Origin of the sequence: Sphingobacterium bovistauri, assembly GCF_020295405.1 — a bacterium.
Taxonomy (GTDB): Bacteria; Bacteroidota; Bacteroidia; order Sphingobacteriales; family Sphingobacteriaceae; genus Sphingobacterium; species Sphingobacterium bovistauri.
Window position 1 is genome coordinate 1 of the sequence record NZ_JADEYP010000042.1, and the last position, 21065, is coordinate 21065.

Here is a 21065-nt window from a genome sequence, read left to right on the forward strand (position 1 = left end):
TTTCGTTCTCTCAAACTACTCGTTACGCTACATGATCATTTTCTTAAAGAACTTTCTTCGCATCCGCATCGCGCTTCTGCTTATATTTCGAGCATAAATGCCGTACTTATCTTATTTTGTCTTCCCTTCGTTTCCGTCGGGACTGCAAAGGTAGAAACTTTATTTAAACTTCCAAAATTTATTTGAAGTTTTTTTTCTTTATGTTTTTCCTGATTTCCCAGTTTAAACAGCTCCTATCCTCATATTTCAGCGCCGTATCCAGCGTTCCTCCCTTGCGGAGTGGTGCAAAGATAGAAAAGAATTGTAACTACTTCCAAGCTTTATTAGAGTTTATTTTTTGAATATCGCGTAAGTAGCTGTTCAACTGAGAAATAAAATTGAAAAGAGGACTAAAATAAAGTATTTCACGTCTATTTATAAAAAGAAATAGACGTGAAAAAAGACAGCAACCCTACATTGGCAATATATTTCTTTTATATTTTTCATTAATCATAATAGCCGAAGCTTCATAAAAAGCAACTAAGCCGCATAAAACACCTTCAAATCCCGCAATTCTCAAAATGAAATCCGATTGAATAAAATTACCTACAGCTAATAAGAAAAATAAAAGTGTTAATAAGCCAAATAAAATTTTCCCCACCGTTTTACCATTGAAAGTCTGAATAAAAAAAACCAGAGTAAACAATCCCCAAGCAAATAAGTAAAATCCCATTTCTAAATTCGTTGCCTTTGGTAAACCAAAAATCGGTGCAATCCAAATAAAAACTAATGTCAACCAAAATGATCCGTACGATATAAAAGCTATAGAACCAAACTGATTACCTCTCTTCCATTCCATGATGCCAGCCAACAACTGCGCAAAACCACCAAAAAAGATCCCCATAGACATTATCATAACAGAGATGCCATAAAAACCAGCATTATGAATGTTTAATAAAATTGTTGTTAAAGCAAATCCAAAAAGACCTAAAGGACCAGGATTAGAAGTTAAATCGATTTTTTTGTACTGTTGGATCATAATAAATAGATTAATTGTAAAAGCCACATGTGTTATGTAAGCATTGCAATTTTAATCGTAAATAACTGAATTACAAAGTCAATCCAATCAGACAAAAAAAGATTTCTTATCGAAAAATAATAAGTTTCACTAAAACTTTTTAAACACAACACCTCCTTGTGTTAAAATTTATTTCAAAATTTCAACAAAGATTCACAATGGTTGCCAAAACCATAAAAAAGAAAAAAAATGTGTAAAATAAAATTTTGTCTATTAAGGATAAATAAACAGGTGAGATGTAAAGCTACAAACTATTAGAAGTCTTATTTATTTTCTAAAAACCCAAAATTTTTGAAGGACAAAATTAAATCCCAATGACACAACGATTTCAACAATAATCTTAGATAACAAAAAATGCCAATGCCATATATCTACGAAACAGTGAATGCCAATTGATTTAAGTGTAATACTACCGATAACCACAAGAACAAATTTCCATAATTGGGAACCAATTGAAGTTTTAGTATTACCAAAGGACCAATATCTATTTATAACAAAATTGACTATGGCCCCCAAAGAGCCACTAACTACATTAGAAAAAGGTGCTGAAAAACTCAACACCTTATAACAAAAAGAATAAATCCCTAAGTCGGTCATCCCACCTACAAAGGCAGACAATTGCGCTTTTAAAAATTCTTTCAGTTTAAAACTCATTATTTTTCTAAATTTTGCTTCGCCAATTTCTCCGCATTATCCCGCTCATCACCCATCTCTAGTAATTTCTTCGTATCACCCATATTAATAAAGAAAAGTGCAATACAGATAATAATCACCGAATAATGAATTGATTTCGCAAATAACACTTCTAACAAAAATACGAGCGAAATAATTACGCGAATCTCTGTCGGACCAACCAACCCTGCATCAATCGTATATTTGTCTGTTATCTTATAACGTAATTGCGAAATAATCATCGCCCAACCATAAAGTGCAACCAACGCAAAACCAGCATATTTAAAATCTCCTTCTGCGTAAAAAACATATCCTAGACCAATAAATACAACGCTGATCCAATCCATGATAATATCCAAGGCAAAACCATACCATTTACGCGATTTATTACGGTAAAATGCTATACGTCCGTCCAATGAATCTCCAAACCATTGCACAAAAAAACCAAGCACACCTATCAAAATAAGACTTCTGTCCACGTATTCTGCCAACAAGAAACTTCCCATAATCATCAATGACCCCAAAAAACCGATAGCCGTCAGACCATCAGAAGATAACCAATTTGGAATTTTGGGCAGTAGATAAGTTATAAAGCGTTGCTCTGGCTCACTTAATATATTTGTGCGTTTTCTATCTGCAAATAACTTCTTGTCAATTTTTCCTTCGCTCATTACTTTATTTTTATAGCCAATTATTGTTTTTGTACCACAATAATGTCACTGTCAAACCTCTTTCTAAATCATAATTAGGTTTGTAACCCAATTTTTCTTTTGCTTTTGTAATATCACAACTCCAATTTTCTGCTGTCAACTCACCTAATCTTTCTGGATAAAGCACCGGTGTTTTAGATGAATTCGTATACAAAATTTGTGAAAGTCGCGCTACAAAAGACACTATTCTATAAGGAAGATGCAAACGCAATGCCCTTTTGCCAAATGTCTTTCTAAAGATATCTGCCATCGCATATTTAGAATATACCTGACCATCAGAAATATTATAAAACTCCAACCCTTCTTGTGGCATCTCGCAACCTTTCAGCAAGACATCCACCAAATCCTTTACATAGATAAAACTCAACTTTTGAGGATTAGCACCAATATACGGATCGAGACCTTTATTCAACGTATCAAAAAGAATGAACAAATCCTTCTCACGCGGACCGTACACAGCAGTAGGTCGAAAAACAGAAATTGGCTTATCGCCAAATCTACTTTTAATATTTAACTCCGAGGCTTTCTTGCTACGACCATACACCGTCAGTGGACTATAGTCCGTATCTTCACTAATATCTTGTTTAGCATCATAGGCTATAGGTCCGATAGCAGCCAAACTACTCACATACACAAAACGTTTCAACGAAACACCTTCAGAAAAAGCTGCCTGCATTAAATTTTGCGTCATTTCTACATTCACCCGCAACATTTGTTCTTCTGACTTGGACTTCGTCAATGCAGCCGCATGAATAATGAAATCGTATTTTTCTTGTAGAAAGAGTTGTTTTAATTCTTCAACATTCCCAAAATCAGGATGTATAAATTTATCAACAAAGGCTTTAATATCCTCTATCTTACTAGATGAACGTACAGCTGCATGCACTTCCCAACCCAAATTCTTTGCAGCTTCAACCAAATGTGAACCAACAAACCCACTTGCCCCTGTAACGAAAACTTTCATCATTATATAGCCTTTTCGTAGATACGATAACGTTTATACAATTCGCCATTGATTTGTTCAATAGCGTGATTCATCATGTAATTGTGCTCTAGCATCCAAGAACACTCCCCACGCTCAATACCATAAATCTTGGCATTTTTGATAATTCGACCGTACAAACAGGCTTCAATTCCCATTTTACGATAGTCCTCCAAAACACCCAGCATCATGACACGCAAAGTTTTAATTTTTTTGCGTCCAAAGAGCAGTTTGAATATACCGGTAGGCAATAATCGACCACGTTTTATTTTTATCTGAATCTCATTTATATTTGGGATCCCTACCGCAAATCCAATAACTTTATCATCCTTCTCTGCTAGGATACAAAAATTAGGATCAACAATCATCTTAAGGTCCTTAGCTACGTATGCAAATTCTGCATCAGTCATTGGAACAAATCCCAAATTTTTGTCCCAAGCTTTATTATAAACAGCTTTTATTTTTTCAGCTTCAGATTTGAAATTCTTAAGATCTATAAGACGTAAAGTAATCCCTGATCGCTTCAACCTTTCTTCTAGTTTATCAATCAACAATACCGAACGCTGACTTGCGTGCGCCGTTGGAATATCATAAGCAAATAAGTCTATCTGTTTTTCGAATCCAAAATCATGAATTAAATCGATATAATAGGGGTAATTGTAAGTCATCATCGCAACTGGAGGCTTATCAAAACCTTCAATTAATAACCCACAAGTCTCATTCGTAGATAAATTGATGGGGCCAACTATCTTCTCTCCTCCCTTTTCTTTCACCCAAGACTTTGCCTCATTGAATAAGGCATTTGCCACTTCTTGATCATTTACACAATCAAAGAATCCAAACTGACCTTCCTTTACATTATTTAGGTCATTATGGCGATTATTCCAAATAGCGGCAATCCTACCAACCAATTTATTGTCTCTATACCCCAAAAATAACTGAGCAGATGAGTGTTGATAGAAAGGATGCTTTGAAGAATTCAATAAATCATCTTGCGCCACAAAAAGCTCGGGCACGTAATTAGAATCCCCCTTATACAAATCATGCGGAAAATCTATAAATTCCGCACGTTGTTTTTTGTTAACTACAGGTATGATATTAATCATGTCCTTATTGTTTAAGAAGTAACTTAACCTACAAATGTTTCCACTTCAGCAGTTTTGAATACTTTAGCCATTTTTTCAACAGCTTCGTCTATTTGATCAAAAGTGTGTGTAGCCATTAATGAAAAACGAATCAAAGACTCTTCTGCAGGAACCGCTGGGGCAACAACAGGGTTAACAAATACACCATTATCTTGAAGTGTTTTTGTAACGTAATAAGTCTTGTCATTATTACGAACAAAGATTGGTAAAATTGGACTTTCTGTTTCACCCAAATCAAATCCACTATCCAGCAATAACTTTTTAGCGTAATTCGTGTTAGCCCACAATTTTTCAATGTGCTCAGGCTCTGCTTGTATGATTTCTAATGCTTTCAACGTAGAAGCTACAGAAGCTGGAGTCATACTTGCCGAGAACATTAAAGAACGTGCCTTATGTTTTAAATATTCAATGGTATCCTTATCAGCCGCCACAAAACCTCCTAAAGAAGCTAAAGACTTACTAAAAGTACCCATTATCATATCTACCTTACCTTGTAATCCAAAATGACTTTCTGTACCAGCACCATTGTGACCAATCACCCCCAAACTATGGGCATCGTCACACATCACTGCTGCATCAAATTCATCTGCTACTTTTACTAATTCTGGAAGGTTCACAATATCGCCTTCCATACTAAAGATACCATCAGTAGCAATTAATTTAAAACTATCTTCCGGAAGACGTGACAATTTAGCACGTAAATCCTCCATATCATTGTGTGCATATTTGATGACTTTTGAAAAAGACAATCTACTACCATCAATAATTGATGCGTGATTACGCTCATCCAAAAGAATATAGTCATTACGACCCGTGATACACGATAAAGGGCCTAGATTAGATTGAAAACCTGTACTGAATAAAACTGCTGCCTCTTTTCCTACATAGTCAGCCAATTTTTCTTCTAATTCAACGTGAATGTCGAGCGTACCATTCAAGAATCTGGATCCCGCACAACCCGTTCCATATTTTTCTAAAGCGTCCTGAGATGCTTTAATAATACGTGGATCTGTTGTCAACCCCAAATATGAATTCGAACCAAACATTAATACACGTTTACCATCAATCACCACCTCTGTATCTTGCTTGGATTGAATGGGTCTAAAATATGCGTATAAGTCAGCTGCTTTTATAGGCTCTAGTTGTTCTTGAAGAAACTTCGATGTTCTTTCACTTAACTTTCCCTTGCTCATGCTATAGATATTTCTATTAAATGCGATTTTTTACTTTTGACTAAAATCAAATAATCGTCAAAAATACAGAATAATTACGAGGTTGAAACATTACATTAAAACTATGACTTTAATCTAACATACCATCACTCCATCCAAATTAGTCCTATTTTTGATAATCGTTAAACTTTTACCAAAACGTGCAAACTTACGAAACTTTGGTCGATTATTCGCAATTTTATAAACTTATAAATATCATAAAGTTAAGTTATTGTTAATATAGTAGCAAGAATTAAGAATATTAAATTCAATACATTATTTTATTAAATTTGCACTTTAGGAAAAATCAAAACATGGCTATATCGTCTCAAATCAATATAAAGAACAAAAGAGCATCATTTGAATATCACTTATTGGATAAATATGTGGCTGGTCTACAATTATTGGGTACAGAGATCAAATCTATGCGTGAAGGTAAAGCTAACATTAACGATAGTTTTTGTTCGTTTTTTGAAGACGGGCTGTATATACGCAATATGCATATTGCGGAATATTCTTTTGGTTCTTTCTACAACCACGAAGCTAAACGTGACAGAAAATTACTTCTAACGAAAAGAGAATTAAAAAAACTAAAAGAAAAGGGAGAAGAAAAGGGATTCACGATAGTGCCCCTTCGCATTTTTATCAACGAGCGTGGATACGCCAAAATCGAAATCGCACTAGCCCAAGGTAAGAAAGACTTTGACAAACGCGAAACTCTCAAAGAAAGAGATTCAAAACGAGAACTTGACCGTGTAATGAAATTCTAATTGAATTAAAGACTTAACAAATAACCACCAGGTGTAACCCCCTCTCTACTTTTAAATAATCGCACAAAATAATTAACATCTGTGAAGCCAGAACCAAAGCAAGATTCCTTCACAGATTTTGTCATGCGTAATAATTCCTTCGCATGTTGCAGACGTTGATTAATTACATACTCCATTGGACTAATCCCTAGCTCTTTCTTAAACATTCTTATGAGGCTCGATTTGCTCATATTTGCGACCTTTTGCAAAGATTCTAGCGATATTTTCTCTGTAATATGCTTACGCACAAAATCTTTCAGATTTAAAAATAACGAATTGGTAGTCTGATTAATCTCTAACGCTAATAAAGATTGAGTCTGTAGCAATCGAATCAATAACTCCTTAAAAGTCAGATCTGCATAAACATTCTTCAATGGATTATTTTCCATCATAATTTTGAAAAACTTATTCATCAACTCTGTCAATTCTGGTGTATTATAAAGATGAAAAAGTTTAGGATCAAATCCCCATTCACCTATTAATTGATGCTTAGGACTAAATTCATTTAAATAATTAAGAATAGAATCAATTTTCTCTTTACTCACTACAAGAGCCGTACATTGTGTAGGCTTGTGCAAGGATGCGTCAGGAAAATCAATCAACATTTTGGTGTATGCAGGCAACAGTAGCATTTGTCCAGGCAAATAATCAAATGCTTCTAACTGTCCCACATGCATTATTTTTTTTCCTTCCAGCATATTAATCATAACCATATCTCCAAATTGAAGAGGTACCAAAGCCGATGATTCGTATGTCTCAAAAATGTGCAATTCCATTTCATCCACTGCATAAGAACGCTTGTTCTCGACTAGCGTAGAAATCTCCCTTTCTTGAGAAAAGGGCAATGTATTTATAAAAGATTTGTTCACCATATAATCAAACTTTTATAATTGGCTCGTAATCAAATATAACAAAATCGAGACAGACATGAAACTATAATGCTACACTTTGACACTAAAATGCTAAAATCGAAAAATTGTCTTTGGTAATTTTGAATAAACACGTAAACAAAATAAATAAATATATGAGTGCAATTCAAAGACCGACGTTCAAAGAACGTTATGACAATTACATAGGGGGTAAATTTGTTCCTCCAGTACAAGGCAAATACTTTGATAATATCTCACCTTTGGATGGTAAAGTATTTACGCAAGCTGCACATTCAACGAAAGAAGATTTAGAACTGGCAGTAAATGCAGCAGAAAAAGCATTCCAAACTTGGGGTAAAACTTCTGCTACAGAACGTAGTATTATATTAAATAAAATCGCTGATCGTATAGAGCAAAATTTAGAATATATTGCGACTGTAGAAACGATAGACAATGGTAAAGCTGTCCGTGAAACACTAAATGCAGACATTCCACTAGCTATTGATCACTTCCGTTATTTTGCTGGCGTTATCCGCGCAGAAGAAGGATCGTTAAGTGAGCTAGACTCCAATACAGTATCCTTAATCGTGCATGAGCCAATCGGTGTCATAGCGCAGATTATACCTTGGAACTTCCCTATCCTGATGGCGGTCTGGAAATTAGCACCGGCGCTAGCAGCTGGAAACACAGTCGTATTGAAACCTGCAGAGAGCACCCCTACATCGATCTTAGTGCTAATGGAACTCATCGGCGACTTGATTCCTGCAGGTGTTATTAACATCGTCAACGGTTTTGGTTCAGAATTAGGCCGTGCTTTAGTTACTAATCCAAAAGTTGGTAAAGCTGCATTTACTGGATCAACAGCGACAGGACGTATGGTAATGCAATATGCAACAGAGAATATTATCCCAGTAACATTAGAATTGGGTGGTAAATCACCAAACGTTTTCTTTGAATCGGTAATGGATCACGATGATGCGTTCCTAGACAAAGCAATAGAAGGCGCTGTATTATTTGCTTTAAACCAAGGTGAAATTTGCACTTGTCCTTCAAGATTATTGATTCAAGAATCAATTTATGACAAATTTATCGAGAAAGTAATAGCGCGTGTAAATGCGATTAAAGTAGGTGACCCACTAGATCCAACAGTAATGATGGGTGCCCAAGCTTCAAAAATCCAGAAAGATAAAATCTTATCTTATATCCAACTGGGTAAAGAAGAAGGTGCGGAAGTATTGACTGGTGGTGATGCAAACAAAGTTGGTGAAGGTTTTGAAGAAGGTTATTACATCCAACCTACACTATTAAAAGGTCACAATAAAATGCGCGTATTCCAAGAAGAAATTTTTGGTCCAGTATTAGCGGTTACTACATTCAAAGACGAAAAAGAAGCGCTAGAAATTGCGAACGACACCATCTATGGATTAGGCGCTGGCGTATGGACACGCGACGCACACCAATTGTATACTGTTCCACGTGCAATCCAAGCTGGTCGTGTTTGGGTAAATCAATACCACTCGTACCCTGCTGGTGCACCTTTTGGTGGATACAAACAATCTGGAATAGGTCGTGAGAATCACAAAATGATGTTAGACCACTACAGACAAACAAAAAATATGTTGATCTCTTACAGTAAAGAGAAATTAGGATTTTTTTAGATCACACACTATCTATTCTTTGGGGTTTCATTGTAAACCCCATTTTTGTTAAATTATCAGATTATGATCAAGAGACTAGACATTACAGAAGATGCTAAAAAAGTAATTCAGGAATTGGCAACAAAACATGGGGATTTGATGTTTTATCAAGCAGGTGGATGTTGCGAAGGCACACAGCCCCAATGCTTTGAAAAAGGAGGTTACTTTCCGCGAATGAACGATGCGATGATTGGATTAGCCGAAAGTTATGAGTTCTGGATTGATCGCGATTTATTTGAATATTGGCAATATTCGCATTTTACATTAGATGTGTTAGATGGATTTGGACCTGGTGGATTTTCATTGGAAACACCCCTTGGCAAAACTTTTAAAGTACATTATCGCTTATTTTCGGATGATGAATTAAAGAATTTAGAACCAGTGAAAAGAAGTGAGTAGGATTTATTGTAAGGTATAAAAATACACTCTTTCAAAAACACTATTCGTATAAGGATGTATCATAACATTACTCAATGAAAACAACTTATCTCTTAGTTCTATACATTTATCTATATTCCCAGAATGATAAATAGGGCTATACCATTTGTTATAATACCATACCATTGATACAACAGAAATATCATCATCAACTTCAGGTAATTCATTAGAAAAATAAATATTGTTCAGATGAGGATATTCATAATAAACTTTAAGTTTTAAATTCTCAAAATTTTCACCGAAATACCTAGGAATTGGCAACTCAACTTTGACATTCAATGATAATCCATTAAGAATTGCTGGATAAAATTTTATTTCATTTTTAAAAAATTCATTCAACAATATTGAATTTATGATTAATTCACTACTAACAAAATTACCGTGCTTATCTAAAGCAAATGAAACTCCAGATTTGCGTAATCTTATTATCTCGGATTTGTATTCTTCAACTTTAGAACAACTGTCCAAATAAGACAGCCATCTGTTAACAAATACATTATCATCTTCTATGGAGGACTTAATAAATATCGGGAAGAACTCATCTTCATAATCAAAGCTAAAATCCCAATAGCCTTCCGGGTAACGAGTTCTAAATAGCACAAAAACGTCATCGGTATGCGAATCAAATCGAACATGACAATAATACGTTCTAAGATAATTGTTATTCGCTAGGTATTTATCTATTGCTTGATGAATATTGTAATAAGCTGAAGCCGAATCTAAACGATTATTAATTCTTAAAGTAAGATTTTTATAAGGGAGTTTCAAGCCTTTAATTTGTTTTGAAATCTCATGATTAATCTTATTTTGAGCGAATAAACCAAATTGTAAAATACTTAAGAATAATAAAAATAGATACCTCATATTTTAAAGATGCACAACCTCCATAATATTCACAAAAAAAGCTCAACCTTATCGGTTGAGCTTTTCAAATTTTATATTTTAAAAAGAATTAAGCTTGTGGAGCATCCGTAGTTGGAGCTGCAGGCTTATCATTTTTAGGTTTATCTTCACGAGGAGGACGAGGCAATAAAGCTTTACGAGAAAGTTTCATTTTACCTTGTTTGTCTACTTCCAAAAGCTTAACCGTTACAACATCACCTTCTTTATAAATACCATCCATTGTTTCTATACGTTTCCAATCAATTTCGGAAATGTGTAATAAACCATCTTTACCTGGCATAATCTCCACGAAAGCACCGAAAGCCATAATAGACTTCACTTTACCTTCATAAGTAGCTCCTACCTCAGGTTTGGCAGTGATATTTTTGATACGTGTAGTAGCTGCATCGATAGCATCCTTATTATCAGCAAAAATCTGAACGATACCTTTGTTATCCACTTCTTCGATAGAAATAGTAGCACCAGTTTCACGCTGCATCTCTTGAATGATTTTACCACCGGGTCCGATTACAGCACCAATAAACTCTTTGTCGATAGTCAATTGAATAATACGAGGTGCATGAGGTTTGTAATCTTCACGAGGCTCAGCAATCGTTTTCTTCATCTCACCTAAGATATGAAGACGTGCTTCTTTCGCTTGATCCAAAGCTTGCGTCAACACTTCCCATTTCAAACCATTGATTTTTAAGTCCATCTGACAAGCAACAATACCATTTTCAGTACCTGTTACTTTGAAATCCATGTCACCCAAGTGATCTTCATCACCTAAGATATCTGAAAGGATTGCGTATTTACCTGATTTTTCATCTGAAATCAATCCCATCGCAATACCTGATACAGGAGCTTTCAATTTTACACCCGCATCTAACAATGCCAATGTACCCGCACAAACTGTAGCCATCGATGAAGAACCATTAGATTCTAAAATATCAGAAACCACACGAATAGTGTAAGGATTCTCCGCATCCGCTGGCAATACTTTTTTCAACGAACGCAAAGCCAAATTACCGTGACCAATCTCACGACGACCTGCACCTCTATTTGGCCTTACCTCACCTGTTGAGAAACCAGGGAAATTGTAGTGCAAAATAAATTTATTGTAACCGTTGATGAATGCACCATCAATCATTTGCTCATCATCTTTAGCACCTAAAGTAACAGAAGTCAATGATTGTGTTTCACCACGTGTAAATACTGCTGATCCGTGAGCTGCTGGTAAATAATCAACCTCTGACCAAATCGGACGAACAGTACGTGAATTACGTCCATCTAAACGTATACCTTCGTCTAACAATAAGTTACGAACGGCATCGTATTGTACATCGTGAAAATATTTTTTTGCTAAGAATTTAGTTTCATCATCAAGATCTTCACCTAAAGATTCAACAACTTCTTTACCTATTACAGCAAATTTTTCAGAACGCTCGTGTTTAGCAGAACCAGATTTAGCAATCTCGTATACTCTCTCGTAAGTAGCGCTGAAGATTTGAGCTCTCAACTCTTCGTTTGAAGGCTCGTGGTTAAACTCACGTTTTGTTTCAGAACCAACTAATCTAGCTAATTCTAATTGTGCCGCAACTTGTTTTTTGATCGCATCATGTGCAAAAGCAATAGCTTCTACCATTTCAGCTTCAGAAATCTCGTTTGCTTCACCTTCTACCATCACGATATCTTGTGCAGAACCTGCTACCATAAATTCTAAAGTAGCTCTTTCTAACTCAGATAGACGTGGATTGATAACCAATTGTCCATCTACTTTCGCTACACGAACCTCAGAAATAGGACCATTGAAAGGAATATCAGACACTGCGATAGCAGCTGAAGCAGCTAAACCAGCTAAAGCATCTGGCATAATATCTTTATCTGCAGAGATCAAAGAGATCATCACTTGCGTGTCTGCGTGATATGTTTCAGGAAATAATGGACGTAATGCTCTATCAACCAAACGAGAAATCAACACCTCGTAATCTGATAATCTAGCTTCACGACGTAAAAAACCACCAGGGATACGACCTGTAGACGCATATTTCTCTTGGTAATCTACTGATAATGGCAAGAAATCAACACCTGCTTTCGCATCTTTTGATGATACTACTGTCGCCAACAACATCGTAGCACCTTGTTTTAATACTACCGATCCATCAGCTTGTTTCGCTAATTTACCTGTAGACAATTCGATAGGAGCAAGACCGCCACCTAAGTCAATTGTTACTTTTTTTTCGTTATAACTCATTGTTTTTTAATAGTGATGCATTCTCCTCTTTATTAATACGATGCATCTATTTTTTATGACTTTAAAAATTCAAAACAAAGGTAATGAAAATTTAGAGTAAATATTCTTGATACACAAAAAAAGCCACCCAAAATCGGATGGCTTTTAAAGCTTTTCACTGTATAAGCTTACTTGATGATATCACGTAAACCTAGACCTTTGATGATCGCACGGTAACGGTTGATATCTTTTTTGTACAAATAAGCTAATAATGAACGACGTTTACCTACTAATTTTTGTAGAGAACGTTGTGTGTTAAAATCTTTTCTGTTCTTTTTCAAGTGCTCAGTTAAGTGAGCAATTCTCTTTGTGAATAAAGCTACTTGTCCTTCTGCAGAACCAGTGTTGTCCGCTGCACCAGCAAATTCTGCGAAGATACCAGCTTTGTATTCTTTACTTAAATACATTCTTGAATAATATTAAAGTGTTATAAAAATTATTAATTGTCTGCAAAGGTACAGATAAAATTTGAAAATGAAAAAGAATTTGAAGATTTGAAATAATTCAAAACAGCTCATTTTCACCCCTTAACCAATTACACTTTTACATATATTCCCTTTTTATCCAATACATAACCGACCGACCACATCAACAACATATATGTAAGCGCGTAAAATAAAGATCCTAATTCTGGTGGACCAGGAATAGCTGAACATATATTGGTGTAATACCATGAAAATACTGTCGTATACAACTGTTCACCGCTCTCTCCTACTCCATTGGGAATTCTAAACAATCCTACAAAACGAATTAGAACTGCACTTAATACATATATAAATAATGGATTCTTTCCAAAGACATCGAAAAATTTGGTTAACCAATTACGCACACCTTGAACTTCAATATACCAGATCATAGTGCCAATAGTCATTACACCTAGACCAACAGTATACAACACATAGGAACTTGTCCAGATCTTCTTATTAATTGGGAATCCTAAAGACCAAGTCCAACCTAACACGATAAGAATAAATCCGGTCACAAAAAGACCAGATAACAATTTAAAATGCGGCTCTTTAGTAACAGGAACTTTTGTCCATAACCAATCCACTTGACCTTGATTACGAATAAACACACCTGTCAAATAACCGAAAACAACTTGTACAATAGCAGGAAGCGTACTAGCTAATCCTTCAGGTTCAAATGGAATACCCTCACCTTTGTACATGTGCGCCACTCCAATTATACTTTTATCAATCGCATTTCCAAACCAGCCATGCATACTATAAGGATCATCACCAGTACCTAAGAAATGACACATCCCCCAATAAGTAAATAACATTGCTGCCGATACCCAAATAATTGTTTTTGGCTTGAGATAATAAGCCATTATAGATGCAAAAAAGTAAGCTAAAGCGATGCGCTGAAGAACCCCCAAGATTCTGATCCCTTGTTCGGGGTTATTAGGGTCTACCCAATGACGAAATACCAGCTCATCACCTTGCCATTTAAAAAACGGCCACCACATAATAAACAAACCTATCAAAAAGATAAGAACAGTACGTTTAATAACCTTCCTCCAAAAAATAGCATCACCTGCCTCCTGTAATTTGGGCATCACAAAAGCCATAGCGTTACCCACAGCAAACAAAAAGAAAGGAAACACTAAATCTGTAGGCGTACATCCATGCCAATCCGCATGGCCCAATGGTGCAAAAATTGACTTCCATGACCCAGGGTTATTAACCATGATCATAAATGCAACAGTTGCTCCTCTAAATACATCCAAGGAATAATAACGTTGTTGTTTCATAAAATAGATACTAATTCTAAGTTAATGCAGCCCCGAAGATAACAAATTGTAATGAAAAAACTATTTGTTGTTACAAAGGACATAATAGATGTTAACACCATAATTGACTAGAAACAGTTTTTACATTAAACTAAAAAACACAACCAAACCCTCAATAATTAACCCCTGGATATAAAATAATTTTTCAAGAGAAATTTCTACAAAAAACATTTTTACATAAAAAAAACAACACTATTTAACCCAAGAAACCAATAATACAACACAACGAAATCAAAGGGAAATATCAAACTAAAGAATAGAATCTTTATCCTTATAAATAAAAACAATAACTAACTTTTTATTTTTTTTTAAAAAGTTTTTTGCGTTAACGTAAAAACTATACTATATTTATAGGATATTATTTAACCCTCATTATGTTAGACCAGTTGCAAACGCAAATAATAAAGACAATTTATTTCACAGGACAACAATCAATTGCTGAAATAAGCTTATCTATTGGAAAGAGCGTTCCAATTATCACAAAAGCTATTCAAAACTTGTTAAGTGAAGAAATAATTATCTCGAATGGCCTAAGAGCATCTACAGGAGGACGTAGAGCTGCTGCATACAGCATCAATAAAGACAAAATAGGCAACATACTAACTATAAGTATAAATAGATATTCTATTACAATTGCTCTCTACAATGTTTTAAACCAACCTATAAGTGAACATTGCGAGTTAAAACTGAAAGATTTAGATGATCAAGCAATTTATGACCAAGTCATTCAAATAACTAAAAAAATTATCTCAACATATAACAAACTTCCAATTTTTGCAGTAGGAATAACCACGCCGGGATTCGTAGATTTTCATACAGGAGTAAACAACTCACAAAAAAAACATTCACCTCTATATAATCTAGCTGAAAAAATTCAGAAAGAACTAAATATTAACACATACATCGAAAATGATTCCTCAGGCATCGCTATTGCGGAAAAACACTTTGGTCATGTAAAAAACACTAATCATGCACTCGTAATTAACCTTACTTGGGGGGTTGGTCTAGGAATAATAGTAGACAATCAGTTATTCAGAGGTTTCAATGGATATGCAGGTGAGTTTAGTCATATCCCATTAGCGGATGAAAATAAATTATGTTCTTGTGGCAAAAAAGGCTGCCTTGAGGTTGAAGCCTCTCTTGAGTCTGCTATCGAATACATTAAAGAACGTCTTAACTATGGAGAAGTGTCACTATTAGCTCCACACATCAATAATGACGATAGATCACAATTTTTTGAGGCATTAATTCAAGCTTACAAGCTTGGAGATCAGCTAACAATACACGCTATAAAAAAAATGGGATTCATGCTCGGCAAAGGGATCGCTACATTAATACATATTTTAAATCCAGAAAAAGTTATTATCAGTGGTATTGGAGGTGTTTTCGGAGATATTTTACTACCTGAAATTCAATCCTCAATTCATATATACTGTATACCTAGATTATCAAAAAGAACAACTATAGAAATATCAGACTTAGACAACATACAACTTATTGCCTCGGCTAGTATAGCCATGATGCAAACCAAACAACTAATATCAAATCATAAACAATTTTAAACCAAGCTACACTTATGAGCAATTATTACAAAAAAGCAACAGGGCTAGCTATATGCGCAATGATTAGCGCATCCTCGCTCTACGCACAGCAAACCGTCACGGGGAGAGTGACGGATGCTAAGGGGCTGTTGCCTGGAGTTACAATTTCAGTCATGGGAACAAACAGAGTGACACAAACAAACTCTAATGGCTCCTTTACAATTCCTGCAAATAATGGTGAAAAGCTAAGAATATCTATGATTGGCTATCAAACTAAAGAAATCACCGTATCTGGGAACAGTTTGGAGGTGTCTTTAGAAGAAGATGCTAGCGGGATAGACGAAGTCGTAGTAACTGCGATGGGGATTAAACGCGCTCCGAAGGAATTAGGATATGCTATGAGTACTGTTGGCGCAGAAGAATTAACGAAAACAGGCTCGCCAAACTTTGCTGGAGCATTGTACGGCAAAGCTCCAGGTGTACGTATTTCAGCTGCTCCAGGAGGTGCAACATCAGGTATCAATATCAATATCCGTGGTACAAACTCTATTACAGGTAATTCACAACCATTAGTTATTATTGATGGTGTACCAATGCGTCAAACATCTTTTAACAACTCTGACTATTGGGGAGACCAACGCGCTAGAGGGAATGGATTAGAAGACCTAAACCCGGAAGACATTGAATCCATTTCTGTATTGAAAGGAGCGTCAGCTGCAGCTTTATACGGATCTGAAGCATTGAATGGTGTGGTATTAGTAACAACTAAGTCAGGGAAAGGGGGAAAAGGGTTCTCTATTGACTTTAATGCAACTTACACTAATGACAAAATCGCATATTTGCCTAGATTCCAAAATGTACGTGGCGCTGGATACGATCCTGCTTATGCAGATGTCGGTCAATCAGCAGATATGTTTTTCTATTATGACTTAGACGGTGATGGCGTAAAAGAAACTAGAGCACCCGCTAACACTTCATTAAACTATGGTCCCAAGTTCGATGGAAAACCTATTCTTTCTTGGGATGGCGAAATGAGACCATACTCTGCACAAAATTCATATAATAAATTTTTCAACAACCCTAATAATAGCATTATCAACCTAGCTTTAGGTCACAGTACAGAAAACTCAAACACACGCTTTTCATTAACTCGACAAGATAATGAAATGACCTCTTTAGAATCATACAACAAAAAGAATATTGCGAATTTAAATAGCACATTTAAATTGTGGAATAATTTCACTACTGACGTAGTGGTAAACTATATCAACCAACACACTCACAATAGACCATTTTTGACTGACCGTTTGATCAACAATTTTACCGGTATGATCTCTACTTTTGATAATCCTGAATGGTATATCGATAAATACAAAACTAGCTTAGGGTACAGATATAGAACGGGATCTGAAACAAGCGCAACGCCAGATGAGAACATTCGTTACAACGGATACCGCGGAGATGTTTTGGATTACATGTGGAATGTACTTGGAAAACAATACGACGAGCACTCAAACCGACTAATTGGATCATTTACAAATACTTGGGAAATAACTTCAGATTTATCTTTGAGAGCACGTTTCTCCGCAGACATGACCAACACACGTATTGAGGACAAGCAGCCTAACGAAGTTCCTCTTTCAATTGGAAATAGTGGCTACTACTCTTTGCAAAACCAAACAGGAAACATTTACTATACTGACTTATTGGCTACATATAACAAACAAGTAACTCCTGATATAAAATTAGGTGTAATGTTAGGTTATACAGCAACAAAAAATCAAGCAGTGAATATGAGCAGCGGAACAGACGGAGGCCTAAGTGTAAGAAATTGGTATGATATAGCAGCTTCGGTTAACCAATCACGCACCTCAAATTCAAAACTATATTCTTTACGAGATGCCCTCTTCGGAGCTGTTAATTTCAACTTAAAAGATTATTGGTTTGTTGAGGGAACTTTAAGAAGAGAGAGTATATCTCAAATGCATCCAGATAATAATGTGCTATACTACCCTTCAGTTAATTCAAGTTTGATTTTATCAGAAGCATTTGATTTATCTTCTGTATTTAACTATGCAAAATTAAGAGGAGCTTGGGGTATTGTGAGTAATTATCCGGGCACTTACCAAAGTGCGCTTAGCTACTCTCAAAATACCTTAGGAAACCAAGGAGCCGGAACAGCAGTTTTATACACTAACATTCCAACATCCAGTTTTGGTAATGAAGGCATTAAACCAGAAACTAAACATGAAATCGAATTTGGATTGGAAACAAGAATGTTAAACAATCGATTAGGATTTGACATCACTTATTACAATGGTAAAATCGTAGATCAAATCCTTAATTATTCATTACCCATTTCAATGGGCTCTTCATCCATTATTGCAAACGTAGGTACATTGAGAAACACCGGTTGGGAATTTGCGGTTAATGGCGCGCCTATTCAAAATGAAAATTTCAAATGGAATACTGTACTTAATTTCTCGATGAATAGAAATAAAGTAGAAGAATTACCAGGTGATGCTACTGAACTATTACATAGAGATTATGATGGGTCAGCCGCACAATTAGTATCAAAAGTTGGCCAACCAATGGGTGATATTATGATACATCCAATAGCAACAGATGCAAATGGAAATAAAATAGTACAAGCAAATGGCTTATACCAACTGGATGCGGATAGCTGGGTAAAAGGTGGCAATGCAATGCCAAAAGCTGTTGGTGGTTTTATTAATACATTTACTTATAAAAACTTTACATTAGATGCCTTAATTGACTTCCGATTTGGAGGACACGCCATGCCAACAGGTATAAATTGGATGATAAGCCGTGGTTTATTAGAAGAGTCTTTAAATTATATGGATGCCGAACATGGTGGTATTTCTTATTATAAAGATGCTAATGGTAAAGGAATTGCTTACTCTGGAAATACAGGTCCAAATGGGGAAAAAGTATTTCATGACGGGATGTTAATTGATGGTGTTTTATCAAATGGTTCTGAAAACACCAACGTGATTTCTCAAGTTTATTACCACGCTAATACATACAACTGGGGAGGACCTCAATATTCAAACTCAAATTACGGTTTATATATTGAGAAAAACAATTATATCAAGATGAGAGAGCTTTCATTCGGGTACAGACTTCCAGCATCCGTAGCAAATAAATTAAGAGCTAAAAACATCCATATTTCCGCATTTGGAAGGAATTTATTTTTCCTATATAGAACAATGAAAGACTTAGACCCTGAACAAATGACAGGTGGATCTAATTGGATAAACAACGTGTCTAATGCAGGAACCTCTCCAGCTACTAGAACTTATGGTTTAATGTTACGTGCTAGTTTCTAATATTATGAAAATTAACAAAATAATGGTGATTGCAGGACTATGTACTGCCTCACTTACAACTAACATATCATGTAAAAAATCTTCTTTCGATGAATTGTATCGTGATCCATCGAAAGTAACAGAGACTACAGTTGAAAAGCAATTCTCTGGTTTACAATTTACTTATCGCGAATTAGTAGTACCCACTTACAGGAATTACTTTGTAACATTAGCTCCAACTATTCATCGTTATATCCAGACAGTTGGATGGAGTAATTCCGAAAATCAATTATTACCTGGAGCTGCTGCAATCACAGATCGTTGGGAAAGATATTATCAAGGTCTTGCTCAATTCAGAGAATTGGAAAAAGTATACAATACAAGTGTAGACGCTGAAAAAGCAGACAAAAAAATATTTCTTTTGGCAGCGAAAATATTCTTCTACGATCAAACCCAACAACAAGTCGACTTACATGGATCTATTCCTTGGAGCGAAGCAGGTAAATTAAGTTCCAACGGTGGTAATTACGGTATTTCTTATCCAAAATACGATAAGGCTGAAGATATCTACACTGTGATGCTGGATGATTTGAAAGCTATCAGTTCTGAACTAAACAACCTTAGTATTTCAGCACCAGTATTAGCATCATTTAAAACACAAGACCTAATCAACTCTGGATCAGTAGATTTATGGAAAAAATACTGTAATTCCTTACGCTTGAGAATGCTAACACGCGTAAGTCAAGCGACCTCATTTGCTACACGTTCTACACAAGAGATTAATGAAATCATCAACACTTCAACTACTTTTCCTCTCGTATTAGAAAACAAGGATAATATTCAAGTAGATATTTTTAATAATGGATCAGACATCAATGCCAAAGGTTTCCAAGATGCAATCGAAAGCTGGAACAATAATATTGCTGGTAAATTAATGATCGATCATATGAAAAATAATAAAGATCCTCGTCTATCCTATATGTTTGAACCAGGAGCTGGTGCTAATGGTGATTACATTGGTTTAGATCAGTCATTAACATCCTCTGTCCAAAGCGCTTTAATTGCAGGAACTCCAACAGCTCCAAGTACAATAGCCATTTACAATAGGTCAACATACACAAGGAATCAAAATTTTCCAGGGATTTTAATAACAGCTTCGGAAGTACATTATTTACTTGCTGAATTCAAACAAAAAAACGGAAATCCAACTGGTGCAAAATCAAACTTTGAGTCAGGTATTAAAGAATCCATCGACTTGCAAAAACGTATAAGAACTGTAAGTAACAATAGCCTTTTAGCAGCTCCTACGGAACCGACAACCACAGATATCAATACATACATTACGAATATTGGTTGGGGATCAAATAATATTCAACTTATTGCTATGCAAAAATGGTTACATTTCAATATTATCCAATCTTTAGAAAATTGGGCTGAAGTTAGGCGTTTGAACTATCCGATATTGGCTTTCCGAGTAGAAAATTCAGATATTCAAAAAGTAGTTCCTGTTAAATGGAATTTACCACAATCAGAACAAGCTTACAATTTAGATAATTATGATATTATAAAAGATCAAGATAACATTAACACCAAGTTATTTTGGGATAGCAATTAGTTATGAAAACTTAAACTATAAAA

17 protein-coding genes are annotated in these 21065 nt (G+C 35.3%); 6 read left to right on the forward strand and 11 right to left on the reverse strand.

Features of this window, described 5'->3' with window-relative positions; genetic code table 11:
- Nucleotides 1-451 precede the first annotated feature (451 nt).
- The 6 genes from IPZ78_RS16305 to spt form a co-directional block, all read right to left on the reverse strand.
- Nucleotides 452-1018, reverse strand: a complete 567-nt coding sequence (locus tag IPZ78_RS16305) for an acetate uptake transporter (protein ID WP_225555051.1) — start codon at nt 1016-1018, stop codon at nt 452-454.
- Between the two features lie 306 nt (nt 1019-1324).
- The gene (locus tag IPZ78_RS16310; RefSeq protein WP_225555052.1) at nt 1325-1711 is read right to left on the reverse strand and encodes a GtrA family protein; all 387 of its coding nucleotides are present in this window, start codon (nt 1709-1711) and stop codon (nt 1325-1327) included.
- Entirely contained in the window at nt 1711-2400 is a 690-nt protein-coding gene (locus IPZ78_RS16315; protein WP_225555053.1) for a CDP-alcohol phosphatidyltransferase family protein, read from the reverse strand. The genes IPZ78_RS16310 and IPZ78_RS16315 overlap by 1 nt, the downstream gene beginning before the upstream one ends.
- 10 nt (nt 2401-2410) lie before the next feature.
- Nucleotides 2411-3406, reverse strand: a complete 996-nt coding sequence (locus IPZ78_RS16320) for an NAD-dependent epimerase/dehydratase family protein (protein ID WP_225555054.1) — start codon at nt 3404-3406, stop codon at nt 2411-2413.
- Complete coding sequence (locus tag IPZ78_RS16325) at nt 3406-4527, reverse strand: hypothetical protein (RefSeq protein ID WP_225555055.1); 1122 nt, start codon at nt 4525-4527, stop codon at nt 3406-3408. The genes IPZ78_RS16320 and IPZ78_RS16325 overlap by 1 nt, the downstream gene beginning before the upstream one ends.
- 23 nt (nt 4528-4550) lie before the next feature.
- Nucleotides 4551-5759: a serine palmitoyltransferase gene (gene spt, locus IPZ78_RS16330; protein ID WP_225555056.1), complete on the reverse strand. Its 1209-nt coding sequence runs from the start codon at nt 5757-5759 to the stop codon at nt 4551-4553.
- Between the two features lie 332 nt (nt 5760-6091).
- Between spt and smpB the strand changes: the two genes are divergently transcribed.
- Nucleotides 6092-6547, forward strand: coding sequence for an SsrA-binding protein SmpB (smpB, locus tag IPZ78_RS16335; RefSeq protein ID WP_225555057.1), 456 nt, complete (start codon nt 6092-6094; stop codon nt 6545-6547).
- Between the two features lie 5 nt (nt 6548-6552).
- On the opposite strand, the gene IPZ78_RS16340 is transcribed toward smpB, so the two are convergent.
- Complete coding sequence (locus IPZ78_RS16340) at nt 6553-7458, reverse strand: AraC family transcriptional regulator (protein ID WP_225555058.1); 906 nt, start codon at nt 7456-7458, stop codon at nt 6553-6555.
- 152 nt (nt 7459-7610) lie between these two features.
- Between IPZ78_RS16340 and IPZ78_RS16345 the strand changes: the two genes are divergently transcribed.
- Both IPZ78_RS16345 and IPZ78_RS16350 read left to right on the forward strand, forming a co-directional pair.
- Complete coding sequence (locus IPZ78_RS16345; protein ID WP_225555059.1) at nt 7611-9113, forward strand: aldehyde dehydrogenase family protein; 1503 nt, start codon at nt 7611-7613, stop codon at nt 9111-9113.
- Between the two features lie 63 nt (nt 9114-9176).
- A complete protein-coding gene (locus IPZ78_RS16350; protein WP_225555060.1) occupies nt 9177-9551 on the forward strand; it encodes a DUF779 domain-containing protein in 375 nt (124 codons plus the stop codon).
- 3 nt (nt 9552-9554) lie between these two features.
- On the opposite strand, the gene IPZ78_RS16355 is transcribed toward IPZ78_RS16350, so the two are convergent.
- The 4 genes from IPZ78_RS16355 to IPZ78_RS16370 all read right to left on the reverse strand — a co-directional run bounded on the left by IPZ78_RS16355 (nt 9555) and on the right by IPZ78_RS16370 (nt 14518).
- Nucleotides 9555-10454 carry a hypothetical protein gene (locus IPZ78_RS16355; RefSeq protein WP_225555061.1) on the reverse strand — a complete coding sequence of 300 codons (900 nt, stop codon included), beginning with the start codon at nt 10452-10454 and terminating at the stop codon, nt 9555-9557.
- Nucleotides 10455-10542: 88 nt separating this feature from the next.
- The gene (locus IPZ78_RS16360) at nt 10543-12726 is read right to left on the reverse strand and encodes a polyribonucleotide nucleotidyltransferase (protein WP_225555062.1); all 2184 of its coding nucleotides are present in this window, start codon (nt 12724-12726) and stop codon (nt 10543-10545) included.
- 167 nt (nt 12727-12893) lie between these two features.
- Entirely contained in the window at nt 12894-13172 is a 279-nt protein-coding gene (rpsO, locus tag IPZ78_RS16365; protein ID WP_132777454.1) for a 30S ribosomal protein S15, read from the reverse strand.
- Between the two features lie 128 nt (nt 13173-13300).
- Nucleotides 13301-14518: an acyltransferase family protein gene (locus IPZ78_RS16370; protein WP_225555063.1), complete on the reverse strand. Its 1218-nt coding sequence runs from the start codon at nt 14516-14518 to the stop codon at nt 13301-13303.
- A 413-nt stretch (nt 14519-14931) separates the two neighbouring features.
- Between IPZ78_RS16370 and IPZ78_RS16375 the strand changes: the two genes are divergently transcribed.
- From IPZ78_RS16375 to IPZ78_RS16385, 3 genes are read left to right on the forward strand one after another with little or no spacing between them, the layout of a single operon-like run.
- Nucleotides 14932-16119 (forward strand): ROK family protein, encoded by a 1188-nt coding sequence (locus IPZ78_RS16375; RefSeq protein WP_225555064.1) that lies wholly within the window; start codon nt 14932-14934, stop codon nt 16117-16119.
- Nucleotides 16120-16133: 14 nt separating this feature from the next.
- A complete protein-coding gene (locus IPZ78_RS16380) occupies nt 16134-19448 on the forward strand; it encodes a SusC/RagA family TonB-linked outer membrane protein (protein WP_225555065.1) in 3315 nt (1104 codons plus the stop codon).
- Between the two features lie 4 nt (nt 19449-19452).
- Nucleotides 19453-21042: a SusD/RagB family nutrient-binding outer membrane lipoprotein gene (locus IPZ78_RS16385; RefSeq protein ID WP_225555066.1), complete on the forward strand. Its 1590-nt coding sequence runs from the start codon at nt 19453-19455 to the stop codon at nt 21040-21042.
- Nucleotides 21043-21065 lie beyond the last annotated feature (23 nt).